The 15,389-nt window shown below is 63.1% G+C and carries 14 protein-coding genes; 11 read left to right on the top strand and 3 right to left on the bottom strand.

Features of this window, described 5'->3' with window-relative positions:
* Nucleotides 1-2: 2 nt before the first annotated feature.
* From tssK to tagH, 3 genes are all read right to left on the bottom strand, one after another.
* Entirely contained in the window at nt 3-1,337 is a 1,335-nt protein-coding gene (gene tssK / locus BLO80_RS07425) for a type VI secretion system baseplate subunit TssK (RefSeq protein ID WP_072407490.1), read from the bottom strand.
* Between the two features lie 15 nt (nt 1,338-1,352).
* The gene (gene tssJ, locus BLO80_RS07420) at nt 1,353-1,859 is read right to left on the bottom strand and encodes a type VI secretion system lipoprotein TssJ (protein WP_092334085.1); all 507 of its coding nucleotides are present in this window, start codon (nt 1,857-1,859) and stop codon (nt 1,353-1,355) included.
* 68 nt (nt 1,860-1,927) lie between these two features.
* The gene (gene tagH / locus BLO80_RS07415) at nt 1,928-3,442 is read right to left on the bottom strand and encodes a type VI secretion system-associated FHA domain protein TagH (RefSeq protein ID WP_092334087.1); all 1,515 of its coding nucleotides are present in this window, start codon (nt 3,440-3,442) and stop codon (nt 1,928-1,930) included.
* Between the two features lie 418 nt (nt 3,443-3,860).
* Between tagH and tssA the strand changes: the two genes are divergently transcribed.
* The 11 genes from tssA to tssI form a co-directional block, all read left to right on the top strand.
* The gene (gene tssA / locus BLO80_RS07410; RefSeq protein WP_092334089.1) at nt 3,861-4,904 is read left to right on the top strand and encodes a type VI secretion system protein TssA; all 1,044 of its coding nucleotides are present in this window, start codon (nt 3,861-3,863) and stop codon (nt 4,902-4,904) included.
* 81 nt (nt 4,905-4,985) lie between these two features.
* A complete protein-coding gene (gene tssB, locus BLO80_RS07405; RefSeq protein WP_092334091.1) occupies nt 4,986-5,492 on the top strand; it encodes a type VI secretion system contractile sheath small subunit in 507 nt (168 codons plus the stop codon).
* A 2-nt stretch (nt 5,493-5,494) separates the two neighbouring features.
* Nucleotides 5,495-6,991, top strand: coding sequence for a type VI secretion system contractile sheath large subunit (tssC, locus tag BLO80_RS07400; RefSeq protein ID WP_072407496.1), 1,497 nt, complete (start codon nt 5,495-5,497; stop codon nt 6,989-6,991).
* Nucleotides 6,992-7,152: 161 nt separating this feature from the next.
* Nucleotides 7,153-7,641 carry an Hcp family type VI secretion system effector gene (locus BLO80_RS07395; RefSeq protein ID WP_025216165.1) on the top strand — a complete coding sequence of 163 codons (489 nt, stop codon included), beginning with the start codon at nt 7,153-7,155 and terminating at the stop codon, nt 7,639-7,641.
* 81 nt (nt 7,642-7,722) lie between these two features.
* The gene (locus BLO80_RS07390) at nt 7,723-8,178 is read left to right on the top strand and encodes a type VI secretion system amidase effector protein Tae4 (RefSeq protein WP_092200509.1); all 456 of its coding nucleotides are present in this window, start codon (nt 7,723-7,725) and stop codon (nt 8,176-8,178) included.
* Entirely contained in the window at nt 8,178-8,603 is a 426-nt protein-coding gene (locus tag BLO80_RS07385) for a hypothetical protein (protein ID WP_092200506.1), read from the top strand. Before BLO80_RS07390 ends, BLO80_RS07385 begins: the two co-directional genes overlap by 1 nt.
* Entirely contained in the window at nt 8,597-9,109 is a 513-nt protein-coding gene (gene tssE / locus BLO80_RS07380; RefSeq protein ID WP_058542707.1) for a type VI secretion system baseplate subunit TssE, read from the top strand. Before BLO80_RS07385 ends, tssE begins: the two co-directional genes overlap by 7 nt.
* Nucleotides 9,106-10,965, top strand: a complete 1,860-nt coding sequence (gene tssF, locus BLO80_RS07375) for a type VI secretion system baseplate subunit TssF (RefSeq protein ID WP_092334093.1) — start codon at nt 9,106-9,108, stop codon at nt 10,963-10,965. Before tssE ends, tssF begins: the two co-directional genes overlap by 4 nt.
* A complete protein-coding gene (gene tssG / locus BLO80_RS07370; protein ID WP_092168362.1) occupies nt 10,929-11,978 on the top strand; it encodes a type VI secretion system baseplate subunit TssG in 1,050 nt (349 codons plus the stop codon). The genes tssF and tssG overlap by 37 nt, the downstream gene beginning before the upstream one ends.
* A complete protein-coding gene (gene tssH, locus BLO80_RS07365) occupies nt 11,971-14,661 on the top strand; it encodes a type VI secretion system ATPase TssH (protein ID WP_092334095.1) in 2,691 nt (896 codons plus the stop codon). The genes tssG and tssH overlap by 8 nt, the downstream gene beginning before the upstream one ends.
* Before the next feature lie 158 nt (nt 14,662-14,819).
* The coding region (gene tssI / locus BLO80_RS07360; protein WP_139196927.1) for a type VI secretion system tip protein TssI/VgrG at nt 14,820-15,389 on the top strand (570 nt) is incomplete at its 3' end.

The following is a 15,389-nucleotide window of genomic DNA, read 5'->3' as shown; positions in this document are numbered from 1 at the left end:
GTTTATCCTCGGATCGCCCAGAAAGCCAGGTTCAGCCCCGGGAACTGGCCGGCGATGTGGAACGCAAAGCCGCCGGAGTTGCTCAACTGCTGCCAGTGGTCGCTGCCCCGGTCGAGTTCGTAGTAGGTGGAGCCGGCGTGGTACGGCAGTTGCCGTGGCGCCACCGGCAACGGCAGCAGGCCGATGCCCGGCAGTTGCAGGTTGACCAGGTCGCGGATGTGCTCCACCGAGCCGACCTTGCTCTGCTGGCCGAAGCGGCTGCGCAGGGTTTCGGCCGGCACATCGGCACGCACCACCAGGATGAAGCTGGCGCTGTCGAGCAGGGTCTTGTCGGCCAGCATCGCCACGTGGATGCCGTAGGCTTTCTCGACAATCGGAATCGGCGTCGCCTTGCTGTCGATCAGCATCGACAGGGCTTCGCGCAGGGCCTGCATCACCGGCGCGTAGCTGAGGGCCAGGTCATCGTGCTGGTACGGCGGGTATTGCTGCGGTCGTCGCCCGGACGCGGTAAACGTGGAGAACTCCCCGGCCAGGCTCACCAGTTCGCTGTAGAAGCGCTCGGGGTGCAGCGGGCTCAATTGGCTCAGGTGCTGGATCAGCGGCTGGGCGCGGTTGACCAGTTGCAGCAGCATGAAGTCGGCAATCTCCGAGGCGCCACCGGCACCGGACGCCACCACCCGCCCGGCCAAGGCTTCGCCGCGTTGATGCAGCAGGCCCAGCAGTTCGCTGCGAAACGCCGCCAGCGGTTTGGAGGCGATGACATCCAGCAGTGGCGGGATGTAGGTGTCGTCGAGCACCAAGGCACGGTCGGCACGTTTTTCCTTGATGCGTACCACACCGATGGCGGCGTAGTCACCGATGCCATCCTGCTCGGTCAACAACCGCAGGGCCCGGGAGCCAAGGGCCACCGGCGCGCGGTTTTCAAACGGTGCGTTGTCGTCGCGCACTTCGCACACCTGGCTCACATAACGCGCGGCGCCGAGGTCCTCGCCTTCGTCCACGGTGTCACGGGCGCCGGCGCGCTTGAGCGGCAAGGCCAGGTACACCAGGCCGTCGCGCAGGTTGTCATCGACGTTCAGCGGTGTGGGCGCCAGGTCATCCTGGGGAATGTTAAAGGGCGTACCGTCCGGCAACAGGCCCCGCGCCGAGATGATCGCCAGCTTGCCCTGGGCCAGCAGGCCCTGGTCGATCAGCAATTCGGAAAAACCCCAGGCGCCGGCCGACAATGGGCGGCTGCGTGCGTCGATGAGGTTTTCCAGGTAACGGTCATGCTGTTGGAAGTGCTGCGTTCCAATGAACATGCCTTCCGACCAGACCACGCGATTGTTCCAGGACATGGGGGCTCCGATTGCTTATTGGGCAGGGCTGGATGGGGGAACGACGACGGCGCTGCGCACGGCGCGCACATCGAGGCTGATCTGGTATTCGGTGTATTCGCGCGCCGGGACATTCATCACCGTGCGCCACAACGACTGGTCCAGCTCGCGATAGCCCACCAGTATTCCGATGTGCCGCGTGGCCGGGTCGAGGTCGCGCTGCAGGCTCAGTTGCTGGCCGGGCTGGATCAGCACCTCGTCCTGGTCGATCAGGTCGGCGCCCAGCGTGGCCTGGGCCCGCTCGGCCAGGGCGAAATAATCGGAACGGCCAAAGGTCGCGGCATTTTTCAGTTCGAAAATGCGCACCCGGACCGGGGCTGGCTGGCCGGTGGCACCGGGGTTGAGCCCGGAGATGGCATGAAAGTGCAACTCGACGGCGGCGGTGTCGGCCTCAGCTTCTTCGGGCTGGGGGTTGGCCGCATCCTTGGCGCACGCCGTCAGCAGAAGCGCGGTGGCGACTGCGAGTAAAAACCTGGGAATCATCCTGCGTCCTCAATGACGTTTGAGCTATCCGTTGTTGGCTGATCAATATTGTTATGGGACGGCGCCGCTCAACGGCGTCGCTGTCGTGTGCTGTGTTCTTCGTAGGCGCGACTGAACTCGCGACCGAACAGGTCCTGGAAATCCTCCTGGGCTTCCCGGGAAATGTTGCTGTAGAGCTCGGTGAATTGCTGCCAGTACTGGGCCTGCCGCGAACCGCTGAAAATACCCGAAAGCCCACCGGGCTTGGCCATGCGTTCTTCCAGTTGCGCCGGCTCGAAGCGCCCCAGCAAATGCTTGATGGCCGCTTCCACACCGGCCATTACCGCCAGTTGGTGGGCGCGCAAATCGTCAAAGCTGTCACGCACCGCCGCGTCCGGGGCCATGAACGCCTGGTTGCCGTGGCGCAACAGCAACAGCAAGGCTTCATCGACATTGGGGGCGAACTTCAGCGGGTTGTTTTCCACCGGCTGGATCATCGTCTGCTGGATGCGGAACTCACCCTTGAGGCTGCTGCGGGCGCGCAAGACATCGATCAGGCCTTCGACCATCAAGCGATAGCTGCGCCCGATGTTTTCCATCTGTGCTTCGGCATTGGCCTTGTCCAGGCGCAACTGGTCCAGCCCGGCACCGCGCAGGAAGGCTTGCAGCAAGTCGGGTTGGGCGGCCTCGACCGGGGCGGCCGGGGCAACCGGAGCAACTGGAGCAACTGGAGCAACTGGAGCAACTGGAGGTGCGACCGGGGCCTCGACGCGGGTCACCGGCGCTTCATGCACGGGCGCCGGCGGCGGTGCACTGATTTCAGCAAAGATGTCGACGAGCGGAGGCTGCGGAACAGGGGTCGCGACCGGCTCAACCACCGGCGGTAGCGGCACCGGCGGCGGGGTCACGGGCAGCGGGGCAACCGCCACCGGTGCAGGCTTGTCGCTGAACGGGTCCCAGTCATCCGGAATCACCGAGACAGACGGCGGTACAACCGGCTCGACCACCGGTGGCGGGTTCGGCCGGGCAATTGGCGTCGGCGGGCGGAAGTTGTGTTGCTCGGCCGGGACATGGTCAGGCTGGGTGGCCGGCGGGACACTGCTCGGGGTCAAGAAGTCGAACAGGTCCGGCAAGGTGTCCATGGCCGACACGCCCTGGAAATGCGCAGGCGAGGCCACCTGGATCGGCGACGGCGTACGCGCGGCGGCGCTCTGCTGCCCCATCAAGGCCTCGAAGCTGCTGGGCGATTCGGCGAACGGATTGCTGTCGGTGACCGGCAGGTTGAAATCGACGCGGGCCTGGATTTCATAATCACCAATGCGGATCACTTCGCCGTCTTGCAGGGGCTCGCTGTTGCCCTTGCGCAAGCGAACGCCGGCCTTGACCAATTCCACACCATTGGTGCTGTGATCGGTCAAATAATAACGCCCGTCTTTGTATTGGATAACGCAATGTTTACCGGAAACCAGGCGCTCGGGGTCCGGTAATACCCAGTCATTATCGGAATTACGGCCAATTGCCATCACCCCCTGGTTCATGGACTTTTCAGAACACTGGCCTGGGGTAATTTTGTGATAACTAGTGATAGTCAAACACAGCGGCATCTTGCCTCCTTGCTGAATACTTCGCGCGCGGGCGGGGGGTGAGAGGGTTCAGGCCCTGACGACCCGCCGGCAACCTGCCAGCAACCGTAACAACGGCTTTTTGCCAGCATGATTGCTGATCATAACCGCCTTGCGTGACAAAAACCCCACGTCAGTTGTCGCTTCGCCCGGCAGGTCGGGCAGGCTGTTAAGCGCATCACAACTGTTACATAGGGCATACACAGGCGAAATAGCTTACCTTGACAAGCGATAAGTACTACACCAAAAATGCACAACTTCTTGAATATACATGATGGCACTTTAAGATCATCACGAGTCTAAAGGGCCATTACCGTCAAGGAACATGTGAAGTTTCATCCGAAACTTGCGTGTGAACTGCCCGACTTCTATCAAGCGGGTGATAGGGAGATCGATCCAAGTGGATGTGCCTTTGCTGCTCGCCGCCGTTTCCGCGACTTCGCCGTGTGGTGAAGATCTGGAATATGACGCGGATTTCCTGCGCCTGGAACGCGACTCCCGGGGCCAGCCCGAACGCAGCATGGGCGATTCGATCCTGCCTGCCGAACCCCCTGAATGGCGCAGTATCCAGCAGCAGAGCCTGGACTTGCTGCAGCGCAGCAAAGACCTGCGCATCACCCATTTCCTGATGCAAAGCTCCCTGGCCCTCGAAGGCCTGCCGGGCATGGCCCGTGTGCTGACGCTGATCAGCGAACTGCTCAAGCAATACTGGGCCGAACTGCATCCGCGCCTGGACGCCGACGACGACAACGACCCCACCGTGCGCATCAATGCCCTCGCCGGTCTCACCTCCGATCTCACCATCCGCCTGCTGCGTGAAAGCATCCTGACCCGTTCGCGGACCTTCGGTGCCGTCAGCCTGCGCGCCGCCGCCAACGCCAGTGGCCTGCAAAGTTTCCCGGATGAAAACCTCGGGGCCGAACAGCTCGCCGGAGCCCTGCTCGACAGCGACCCCGAACAACTGGAAATCACCCGCGCCGCCCTGCTCGAAGCCCGTAGCGCCGCCGAAGCCATTGAACAGCAGGTCAGCGACCAGGTCGGTTCCGCCCAAGGCGTGGACCTCGGCCCGTTGAAGCAACCTTTGAAGATGGCCCTGCAGATCCTCGGCCAGTTCGCCCCGCAGAGTGGCGACGACGTCCAGGCCGATGCCGTCAGCGATAACAGCGCAGCGCCCAGTGAGCATGCAAATGTCACAAGCTCACCGCGCAACACCAATAACAGCACCAACACCGTCAGCGGCGACATCAACAACCGCGACGACGTGCTGCGCAGCCTGGACCGGATTCTCGCTTACTACACCCGTCATGAGCCCTCCAGCCCGTTGCCGGTGCTGTTGAACCGGGCCAAGCATCTGGTGCACGCCGATTTCGCGGCCATTGTGCGCAACCTGATTCCCGACGGCATGAGTCAATTTGAAAACCTGCGCGGCCCAGACAGCGAATAAAAAGCGAGCGGATCACGCAGTCACGTCACCGGCACCCCCGATGACGCCAACACCGTCGCTCAAGCGACCAGGAGCAGCAACGTGGCGAAGCAAAGTTCTCAGAAATTCATCGCGCGCAACCGCGCGCCTCGAGTGCAGATCGAGTACGACGTCGAGCTCTACGGCGCCGAGAAGAAGGTCCAATTGCCCTTCGTCATGGGGGTAATGGCCGACCTCGCCGGCAAGCCCGCCAAGCCTCTGGCCCCGGTGGCCGATCGCAAGTTCCTCGAGATCGACGTCGACAACTTCGACTCGCGCCTCAAGGCCATGCAGCCGCGCGTGGCGTTCCATGTGCCTAACGAACTGACCGGCGAAGGCAACCTGAGCCTGGACCTGACGTTCGAAAGCATGGACGACTTCAGCCCGGCGGCCGTGGCCCGCAAGGTCGACTCGCTGAACAAGCTGCTCGAAGCGCGCACCCAGTTGGCCAACCTGCTGACCTACATGGACGGCAAGACCGGCGCCGAAGAAATCATCATGAAGGCGATCAAGGACCCAGCGCTGTTGCAGGCCCTGGCGAGCGCGCCGAAGCCAGCACAGGACCAATGATCATGACTGACAATACAGCCCGCGAAGGCGCACAGAACCTGGGCGCAACCCAAGAAACCAGCGAGTTCGCGTCCCTGCTGCTGCAAGAATTCAAACCCAAGACCGAGCGTGCCCGCGAAGCCGTTGAAACGGCCGTGCGCACCCTGGCCGAGCAGGCCCTGGCGCAGACCGACCTAGTGTCCAACGACGCCATCAAGTCGATCGAATCGATCATCGCCGCCATCGACGCCAAGCTCACCGCCCAGGTCAACCAGGTCATCCACCACCCCGATTTCCAGCAACTGGAAAGCGCCTGGCGTGGCCTGCATTACCTGGTCAACAACACCGAGACCGATGAGCAGCTCAAGATCCGTGTGCTCAACATCTCCAAGACCGACCTGCACAAGACCCTGAAGAAATTCAAGGGCACCGCGTGGGACCAGAGTCCGATCTTCAAGAAGATGTACGAAGAAGAATACGGCCAGTTCGGCGGCGAGCCTTACGGCTGCCTGGTGGGCGACTACTACTTCGACCAGTCGCCACCGGATGTCGAGCTGCTGGGCGAGCTGTCGAAAGTCTGCGCGGCCATGCACTCCCCGTTCATCGCCGCGGCATCGCCGACCGTGATGGGCATGGGCTCGTGGCAGGAACTGTCGAACCCCCGCGACCTGACCAAGATCTTCACCACCCCGGAATACGCCGGCTGGCGCTCGCTGCGTGAGTCGGAGGACTCGCGCTACATCGGCCTGACCATGCCGCGTTTCCTGGCGCGCCTGCCTTACGGCGCTAAGACCGACCCGGTGGAAGCCTTCGCCTTCGAAGAAAACACCGACGGCGCCGACAGCTCCAAGTACACCTGGGCCAACGCCGCCTACGCGATGGCGGTGAACATCAACCGTTCGTTCAAACACTTCGGCTGGTGCTCGCGCATCCGTGGCGTCGAATCGGGCGGCGAAGTGGAAAACCTGCCAGCCCACACGTTCCCGACCGACGACGGTGGCGTGGACATGAAGTGCCCGACCGAAATCGCCATCTCGGACCGCCGTGAAGCGGAACTGGCGAAGAACGGTTTCATGCCGCTGCTGCACAAGAAAAACACCGACTTCGCCGCGTTCATCGGCGCCCAGTCGTTGCAGAAACCGGCCGAATACGACGACCCGGACGCCACCGCCAACGCCAACCTGGCCGCGCGCCTGCCGTACCTGTTCGCCACCTGCCGGTTCGCCCATTACCTGAAGTGCATCGTGCGCGACAAGATCGGTTCCTTCAAAGAGAAGGACGAGATGCAGCGCTGGTTGCAGGACTGGATCCTCAACTACGTCGACGGTGACCCGGCGCACTCCACCGAGACCACCAAGGCCCAGCACCCACTGGCAGCGGCCGAAGTGATCGTCGAAGAAGTCGAAGGCAACCCGGGGTACTACAACTCCAAGTTCTACCTGCGCCCGCACTACCAGCTCGAAGGGCTGACCGTGTCGCTGCGCCTGGTATCGAAACTGCCGTCGGCCAAGGGCGCGTAAAGCCTTACTGGACGGTACAGGACCGATGTGGGAGCGAGCTTGCTCGCTCCCACAGGGATCTTCAGTGGGTTGGGGATCGTCTTCGTAGTGTTCAATGGCAGTAATTTCGCAAGGTCAGCGTCAACCAAACAATGTGGTTAGAAACCACACAGGGAGAAAACATGGCTGTTGATATTTTCATCAAGATCGGCGACATCAAGGGCGAGTCCATGGACAAGGCCCACAAGGACGAGATCGACGTCCTGAACTGGAGCTGGGGCATGTCCCAGTCCGGCAACATGCACGTGGGCAGCGGCGGCGGTGCGGGCAAGGTCAACGTCCAGGACCTGTCGCTGACCAAGTTCGTCGACAAGGCTTCGCCGAACCTGATGATGCACTGCGCCAGCGGCAAGCACATCGACAAGGTCAAGCTGACCGTGCGCAAGGCCGGCGGTGAAAGCCAGGTCGAGTACATGATCATCAACCTGGAAGAAGTGCTGGTCACGTCCCTGAGCACCGGCGGCTCGGGGGGCGATGATCGCCTGACTGAAAACGTCACCCTGAACTTCGCCAAGGTGCTGGTGGACTACCAGCCACAGAAAGCCGACGGCACCAAGGAAGGCGGTCCGGTCAAGTTCGGCTGGAACATCCGTCAGAACGTCAAGGTGTAATCGAAAATACCCCCGGTGCCACGCGCCGGGGGTGTTTGGTGCTTGCTCGAATCCAATCTGTTCCCTTTCGGTGTCTGAGTCATGGCCAAGCCTTCGTTTATCAATTTGTGGAAAGCCTATTCCGACCTGCTGGTTGCCCATCCTGACGCAAAACCCTGTGACGGTCCCTGGGCAAACCAATGCGCCATCCGCATGAGCCTGACGCTCAATGCGGAGAAAACCATCAAGGTCAACAAATCCACCTACACCAAAGACCCCTTGTGCAAGCATGAACACGCCAGGGGCGCCGAATCATTGGCGAACTGGTTGTGGAAGCACCACCTGGGCGCTCCAACCAGACTCAGTAACAGCACCGAAAACCGACGCACGTTGATGGGCAAGACTGGCCTGATTTTCTTCAAGGACTGCTTCCAGCAATCAGGCGAGACTGCCGAAGGTCGTAGCGGCGACCATATCGATCTGTGGAACCGTGGCCTGACCCAAACCAGCGACCTTTTCTATCGATCCAAGGAGATCTGGTTCTGGGAGCTCACTTAATGAACAAGGCCCTGTTCGCCCTATGCCTGACGACTAGCCTGGTCAGCCTGAGCGCATGCGCCGAGCATGCGGGTACGCCGACGACCCAGGCGGTTTTCGTGGGCCAGCCACTCAGCCTGGTTGACGATCAGGGCCAATGCACGCTGGTCAGACCCGACCAGAGTCGCATGAAGCTGGACATGGAATGGCCGTGCGGCTTCAGCCTGGACAAACAGCAGAAACTGCGCGTGGAAATGTTCAACAACATCCCGATTTTTGCGGTCTGGCGCAGCGAACACATGCCCGCCCCCAGCCGCGATTGTCTGAGCAAAATGCAGGCTATCCGTCAGATGCCAGAAGGCTTCGAGGCGGGAACGGTCAGCCTGTATGCAGCTTGCGGCGCCGGCGGAGACCAGAAAATGTACGTGGCACCCTTTACGTGGTAACCGAAATCGCCACCCGCGATCGCCTCCAGCCCTCCCTATTGGACCGGTTGACCGACGACGATCCGACCAACCCCAAGGAAAGCGCCGACAAACGCGTGTTGTCCCTGACCCAATTGAAAGCCTCGGTGCTGCGTGACCTGGCGTGGCTGCTCAACACCACCTCATTGCTCGACGCCGATGCCACGCTGCACACCCCCGCGGGCACCTCGGTGGTGAATTTCGGCCTGCCGGCGCTGGCCGGCAACAGCGCGTCGAACGTCGATGTCTCGGCCCTGGAAACCTTGATCCACCAGGCCATCGCCACCTTCGAACCGCGCATCCTGCGCCACACCCTGCGGGTGCGCGCCCGGGCGACCGCCGAGATGAACCACAACGCCTTGAGTTTCGAAATCGAGGGCGACCTCTGGGCCCAGCCGGTGCCCCTGCGCCTGATGCTGCAGACCGACCTGGACCTGGAAACCGGCCATGTGCGCGTGGTCAACGCCGACCAGCGGAGACGCTCATGAACCCGCGCCTGCTGGAGCTGTACAACCAGGAACTGCACCACGTGCGCGAAAGCGCGGCGGAGTTCGCCAAGGAATACCCCAAGATCGCCAGTCGGCTGACGTTGTCCGGCATGGACTGCGCCGACCCGTATGTCGAGCGCCTGCTGGAAGGCTTCGCCTACCTGACGGCGCGAGTGCAGCTCAAGCTCGACGCCGAGTACCCGACCTTCACCCACAACCTGCTGGAAATCGCCTACCCCCATTACCTGGCGCCGACACCGTCGATGACCGTGGTGCAGATGCAGGCCGACCCGGACGAAGGCTCGCTGAGCAGCGGCTTCCCGCTGCCCCGCGATACCGTCCTGCGCGCCGCCCTGGGTCGCGAAACCCAGACCTGCTGCGAGTACCGCACCGCCCACGCGGTGACGTTGTGGCCGTTGCAGGTCAGCCAGGCTGAATACTTCGGCAACCCATCCGTGGTGCTCGGGCGCCTGGCCGCCAGCGAGCCCAAGGCCAAGGCCGGGCTGCGCATCACCCTGCGCACCGGTGCCGAACTGCCGTTCAACAGCCTGGCCCTGGACAACCTGCCCCTGTACTTGAGCGGCGCCGACGAACAGCCCTTCCGCCTCTACGAACAACTGCTGGGCAATGCCTGCGCGGTGTTCGCCCGCAAGCCCGGCGGCGACTGGGTGGAGCGCCTGCCCCAGGATGCATTGCGCTCGCGCGGTTTCGACGATGCCGACGCCGCGCTGCCGGTGGTGTCCCGGGCCTTCCAGGGCTATCGCCTGCTGCAGGAATACTTCGCCCTGCCCCACCGCTTCCTGTTCGTCGACTTCACCCAGTTGAGCCGCGCGGTCAAACGCTGCGACGGCCAGGAACTGGAGTTGATCGTGCTGTTCGACCGTCACGATCCAAGCCTGGAAGGCAGCGTCGGCGCTTCGCAATTCCTGCCGTTCTGCACCCCGGCCATCAACCTGTTCCCCAAGCGCCTGGACCGCATTCACTTGTCGGAGCGGGTCAACGAACACCACGTGATCGCCGACCGCACCCGGCCGATGGATTTCGAAGTGCATTCGCTCAGCGGCCTCACCGGCCACGGCACCGGGCCGGAGCAACCGTTCTTGCCGTTCTACGCCGTGCGCGACCCGTCCCGCTATGGCCGCGACCTGGCCTACTACACCGTGCGCCGCGAACCGCGCGTGCTGTCCAGCGACCAGCGACGCAACGGCCCGCGCTCGACCTACATCGGCAGCGAAACCTTCGTCAGCCTGGTGGACAGCCAGCAAGCGCCCTACCGCCACGACCTGCGCCAGCTGGGCGTGACGGCGTTGTGCACCAACCGCGACCTGCCGCTGTTCATGAGCGTGGGCAACGGTAAGACCGACTTCACCCTGGCCGACAGTGCGCCGGTTGGCGCCGTGCGGTGCGTGGCAGGTCCCAGTCGCCCACGGGCCAGCCATGCCCACGATGCCAAGGCCTGGCGGCTGATCAGCCAGTTGTCGCTGAACTACTTGTCGTTGAGCGAACAAGGCCAAGGCGCCGCCGCCCTGCGGGAACTGCTGCGCCTGTATGGCGACAGCAACGACGCGGCGTTGCAATTGCAGATCGAAGGCCTGCGGGAAGTCAGCAGCAAGGCCTGCACCCGGCGCTTGCCGATGCCCGGCCCGATCGTGTTCGGTCGGGGCCTGGAGATCACCCTGGAATTCGATGAAAACGCGTTTCGCGGCACCGGGGTGTTCCTGCTCGGTGCGGTGTTCGAGCGCTTCCTGGCACGCTACGTGTCGATCAACAGTTTTACCGAGACGGTGATCCGTACCACCGAACGCGGCGAGATCATGCGATGGAAAGCCAAGCCCGGACGTCGTCCGACCCTGTGAGTACCCTGGAGGCGATGCACCAGGAGCCCTGGGAATACGACTTCTTCCAGGCGTTGCGGCGCATCGAGTGCGAATCCCCCGAGCTGCCGCGCCTGGGCCATTCCCTGCGCCTGGCCGATGACCCGTTGCGCCTCGGGCAACAGGCCGACTGCACCTTCGCCCCGGCCACCCTCGCCTCGGTGCAGCCGGGCGGCGACGGTACGCCGGCGCGCCTGGAGCAATTCTTCTTCGGCCTCGGCGGCCCCAACGGCCCGATGCCGCTGCACATCACCGAATACGTGCGCGAACGCCAGCGCAACAACGCCGACAGCACCAGCAAGCGCTTCCTCGATGTGTTTCACCATCGCCTGCTCAGCCTGTTCTACCGGGCCTGGGCCGAAGCGCGGCCGACCGTCAGCCATGACCGCCCGGACGATGACTATTGGTCGGCACGCCTGGCGGCGCTCAGCGGCCGGGGCATGCCAAGCCTGCTCAACCAGGGGCTGATCCCCGACACGGCGAAGCTGCACTACAGCGGCCACCTGTCGGCGCAAACCCGCTACCCGGACGGTTTGAAGGCGATTCTCAGCGAGTACTTCGGCCTACCGGTGGAGATCGAAGAATACGTCGGCCAATGGCTGGAACTGCCCGAACGCAGCCGCGTCGGTGTCAACGCCCGACTGGGCGTGGACTTCTGCCTGGGCCGCTTCGTGTGGGATCGCCAGCACAAATTCCGCATTCGCCTGGGGCCACTCAAGCTCGTCGACTACATGGGCATGCTGCCCGGCAGCCAACCGTTCAACGAGCTGGTGGCCTGGGTCGCCGAATACCTGGGCCATGAGTTGGATTGGGACCTGAACCTGGTCCTGGAACAGCCCGAAGTCCCGGCACTGCAACTCAATGGTCGTTTCCGCCTGGGGTTCAATACCTGGCTGGGTCGCCCCGAAACAGATGCCAACGATTTAATACTGGCCCGGCATTACGCCGAACAGGCCAACACCTCACAGACCTCAAGGAGCCATGAGCATGGGTGAAATCAGTCGCGCCGCGTTGTTCGGCAAACTCAACAGCGTGGCCTACAAAGCCATCGAAGCCGCCACCGTGTTCTGCAAGTTGCGCGGTAACCCTTATGTGGAACTGGCCCACTGGTTTCACCAGTTGCTGCAACTGCAGGACTCGGACCTGCATCGCATCATCCGCCAGTTCAACATCGAGCCGGCGCGCCTGGCCCGTGATCTCACCGAAGCCCTCGACCGTCTGCCACGGGGGTCGACGTCAATCACCGACCTGTCGTCCCACGTCGAAGAAGCCGTGGAACGCGGCTGGGTCTACGGCAGCCTGATGTTCGGCGAAAGCCAGGTGCGCACCGGTTACCTGGTGCTGGGCATCCTCAAGACGCCGAGCCTGCGCCACGCCCTGCTGGGGCTGTCGTCGGAGTTCGACAAGGTCAAGGTCGAAGCCCTGAGCGAGCGCTTTGACGAATACGTCGGCGACTCGCCGGAAAACGCCCTGACCGCCAGCGACGGCTTCAATGCCGGCGCCGTGCCGGGCGAAGCCAGCGGCGCCATGGCCCCCAGCGCCATGGGCAAGCAGGAGGCCCTCAAGCGCTTCACCGTCGACCTCACCGAGCAGGCCCGCAGCGGCAAGCTCGACCCCATCGTCGGCCGTGACGAAGAGATCCGCCAACTGGTGGACATCCTCATGCGCCGCCGGCAGAACAACCCGATCCTCACCGGTGAAGCCGGCGTGGGCAAGACCGCCGTGGTCGAAGGCTTCGCCCTGCGCATCGTCGCCGGCGACGTGCCGCCGGCCCTCAAGGACGTGGAACTGCGCAGCCTCGACGTGGGTCTGTTGCAGGCCGGCGCGAGCATGAAAGGCGAATTCGAACAGCGCCTGCGCCAGGTCATCGAAGACGTCCAGGCCTCGCCCAAGCCGATCATTCTGTTCATCGACGAAGCCCACACCCTGGTGGGTGCCGGTGGCGCCGCCGGCACGGGCGACGCGGCCAACCTGCTCAAGCCGGCCCTGGCCCGCGGCACCTTGCGCACCGTGGCGGCCACGACCTGGGCCGAGTACAAGAAACACATCGAAAAAGACCCGGCCCTGACCCGCCGTTTCCAAGTGGTGCAAGTGGCAGAGCCGTCGGAAGACAAGGCCCTGCTGATGATGCGCGGCGTGGCCTCGACCATGGAACAGCACCACCAGGTGCAGATCCTCGACGAAGCCCTGGAAGCCTCGGTCAAGCTGTCCCACCGCTACATTCCCGCGCGCCAGTTGCCGGACAAATCCGTGAGCCTGCTGGACACCGCCTGCGCCCGCGTCGCCATCAGTCTGCACGCCGTGCCCGCCGAAGTGGACGACAGCCGTCGGCGCATCGAAGCGCTGGAAACCGAGCTGCAAATCATTGCCCGTGAGCACGCGATTGGCGTGGTCATCGGCACTCGCCAGAGCCACAGCGAAAGCCTGCTGAGCGCCGAACGCGAGCGCCTGGCCGAGCTGGAAAGCCGCTGGGCCGAAGAGAAAACCCTGGTGGACGAGCTGCTCGCCACCCGCGCCACCTTGCGCGAGCGCGTCGGCGTGGTGGACAGCGAAGACGCCAGCGAAGTTGCCGACAACGAAAGCCACGCCCTGCGCGAGAAACTGGTGGACCTGCAACAGCGCCTGACCGCCCTGCAAGGCGAAACCCCGCTGATCCTGCCGACCGTGGATTACCAGGCCGTGGCCTCGGTGGTCGCCGACTGGACCGGTATCCCGGTGGGCCGCATGGCCCGCAACGAACTGGAAACCGTGCTCAACCTCGACCAGCACCTGAAAAAACGCATCATCGGCCAGGACCATGCCTTGCAGATGATCGCCAAGCGCATCCAGACCTCCCGCGCCGGCCTCGACAACCCGAGCAAGCCGATTGGCGTGTTCATGCTCGCCGGCACCTCCGGCGTGGGCAAGACCGAAACCGCCCTGGCCCTGGCCGAAGCCATGTACGGCGGCGAGCAGAACGTCATCACCATCAACATGAGCGAGTTCCAGGAAGCCCACACCGTGTCCACCCTCAAGGGCGCGCCACCGGGCTACATCGGCTACGGCGAAGGCGGCGTGCTGACCGAAGCCGTGCGGCGCAAACCGTACAGTGTGGTGCTGCTGGACGAGGTGGAAAAAGCCCACCCCGACGTGCATGAAATTTTCTTCCAGGTGTTCGACAAAGGCGTGATGGAGGACGGCGAAGGACGGGTGATTGACTTCAAGAACACCTTGATCCTGCTGACCACCAACGCCGGCACCGAGCTGATCGCCGACGTCTGCAAAGACCCGCAGAACGTGCCCGAGCCGGAAGAGATCGCCAAGGCCCTGCGCCAGCCGCTGTTGGAGATTTTCCCGCCGGCCTTGCTCGGCCGCCTGGTGACGATCCCGTACTACCCGCTCAGCGACGAGATGCTCAAGGCCATCACCCGCCTGCAGCTCAACCGCATCAAGAAGCGCGTGGAGAGCACCCACAAAGTGGCCTTCGACTACGACGACGCGGTGATCGATTTAATCGTCTCGCGTTGCACCGAAACCGAAAGCGGTGGACGTATGATCGACACCATCCTGACCAACAGCCTGCTGCCGGACATGAGCCGCGAGTTCCTGACCCGCATGCTCGAAGGCAAGGCCCTGGCCGGGGTGCGGATCAGCGCCGTGGATAACGAATTGCAGTACGATTTCAGCGACGCGGCCTGACGGTAAGGAACACTGCAAAACCCTGTGGGAGCGAGCTTGCTCGCGATAGCGCAGTCACATTCAACATCCGTGTTGACTGACATACCGCCATCGCGAGCAAGCTCGCTCCCACAGTTGTTCCAATCAGCGACGCAGCCATTACAACGATGAGATGACCGATGTTATTCAACCAAGCCTCACGCCTGGCCAAGATCACCAGCCCCCTGGGACCCGAGGTGTTGTTGCTCAAGGACATGAGCGGCGGTGAAGAACTAGGGCGGCTGTTCAACTACGAGTTGCAGTTGCATTCGCTGGACAACGCCATCGACTTGAATCAACTGCTCGGCAAGCCCATGTGCGTGAGCCTGCAGCTCGATGGCGGTGGCGAACGCTACTTCCACGGCATCGTCGCCCGGTGCAGCCAGAACGTCGATCAGGGCCAATTCGCCAGCTACCACGCCACCCTGCGCCCATGGTTGTGGCTGTTGACCCGCACCTCCGATTGCCGGATTTTCCAGAACCTGACCATCCCGCAGATCATCAAGCAGGTGTTCCGCGACCTGGGCTTTTCCGATTTCGAAGACGCCTTGAGCCAAACCTATCGCGAGTGGGAATACTGCGTGCAGTATCGCGAGACCAGCTTCGATTTCGTCAGCCGCTTGATGGAGCAGGAAGGCATCTACTACTTCTTCCGCCATGAGCGGGGTCGTCATGTGCTGGTGCTGGCTGACGCCTATGGCGCCCACACC

This window comes from Pseudomonas sp. NFACC56-3 (assembly GCF_900100025.1).
GTDB lineage: Bacteria > Pseudomonadota > Gammaproteobacteria > Pseudomonadales > Pseudomonadaceae > Aquipseudomonas > Aquipseudomonas fluorescens_AA.
This window is presented reverse-complemented; position numbering and strand designations above follow the sequence as displayed.

Bases quoted from the DNA above. Each gene is read 5' to 3' on its own strand.
- tagH (WP_092334087.1), bottom strand. From the start codon at position 3,442: ATGCCGCTGTGTTTGACTATCACTAGTTATCACAAAATTACCCCAGGC.
- tssF (WP_092334093.1), top strand. From the start codon at position 9,106: ATGAACCCGCGCCTGCTGGAGCTGTACAACCAGGAACTGCACCACGTG.
- tssC (WP_072407496.1), top strand. From the start codon at position 5,495: ATGACTGACAATACAGCCCGCGAAGGCGCACAGAACCTGGGCGCAACC.
- BLO80_RS07390 (WP_092200509.1), top strand. From the start codon at position 7,723: ATGGCCAAGCCTTCGTTTATCAATTTGTGGAAAGCCTATTCCGACCTG.
- tssK (WP_072407490.1), bottom strand. From the start codon at position 1,337: ATGTCCTGGAACAATCGCGTGGTCTGGTCGGAAGGCATGTTCATTGGA.
- tssH (WP_092334095.1), top strand. From the start codon at position 11,971: ATGGGTGAAATCAGTCGCGCCGCGTTGTTCGGCAAACTCAACAGCGTG.
- BLO80_RS07395 (WP_025216165.1), top strand. From the start codon at position 7,153: ATGGCTGTTGATATTTTCATCAAGATCGGCGACATCAAGGGCGAGTCC.
- tssJ (WP_092334085.1), bottom strand. From the start codon at position 1,859: ATGATTCCCAGGTTTTTACTCGCAGTCGCCACCGCGCTTCTGCTGACG.
- BLO80_RS07385 (WP_092200506.1), top strand. From the start codon at position 8,178: ATGAACAAGGCCCTGTTCGCCCTATGCCTGACGACTAGCCTGGTCAGC.
- tssG (WP_092168362.1), top strand. From the start codon at position 10,929: ATGGAAAGCCAAGCCCGGACGTCGTCCGACCCTGTGAGTACCCTGGAG.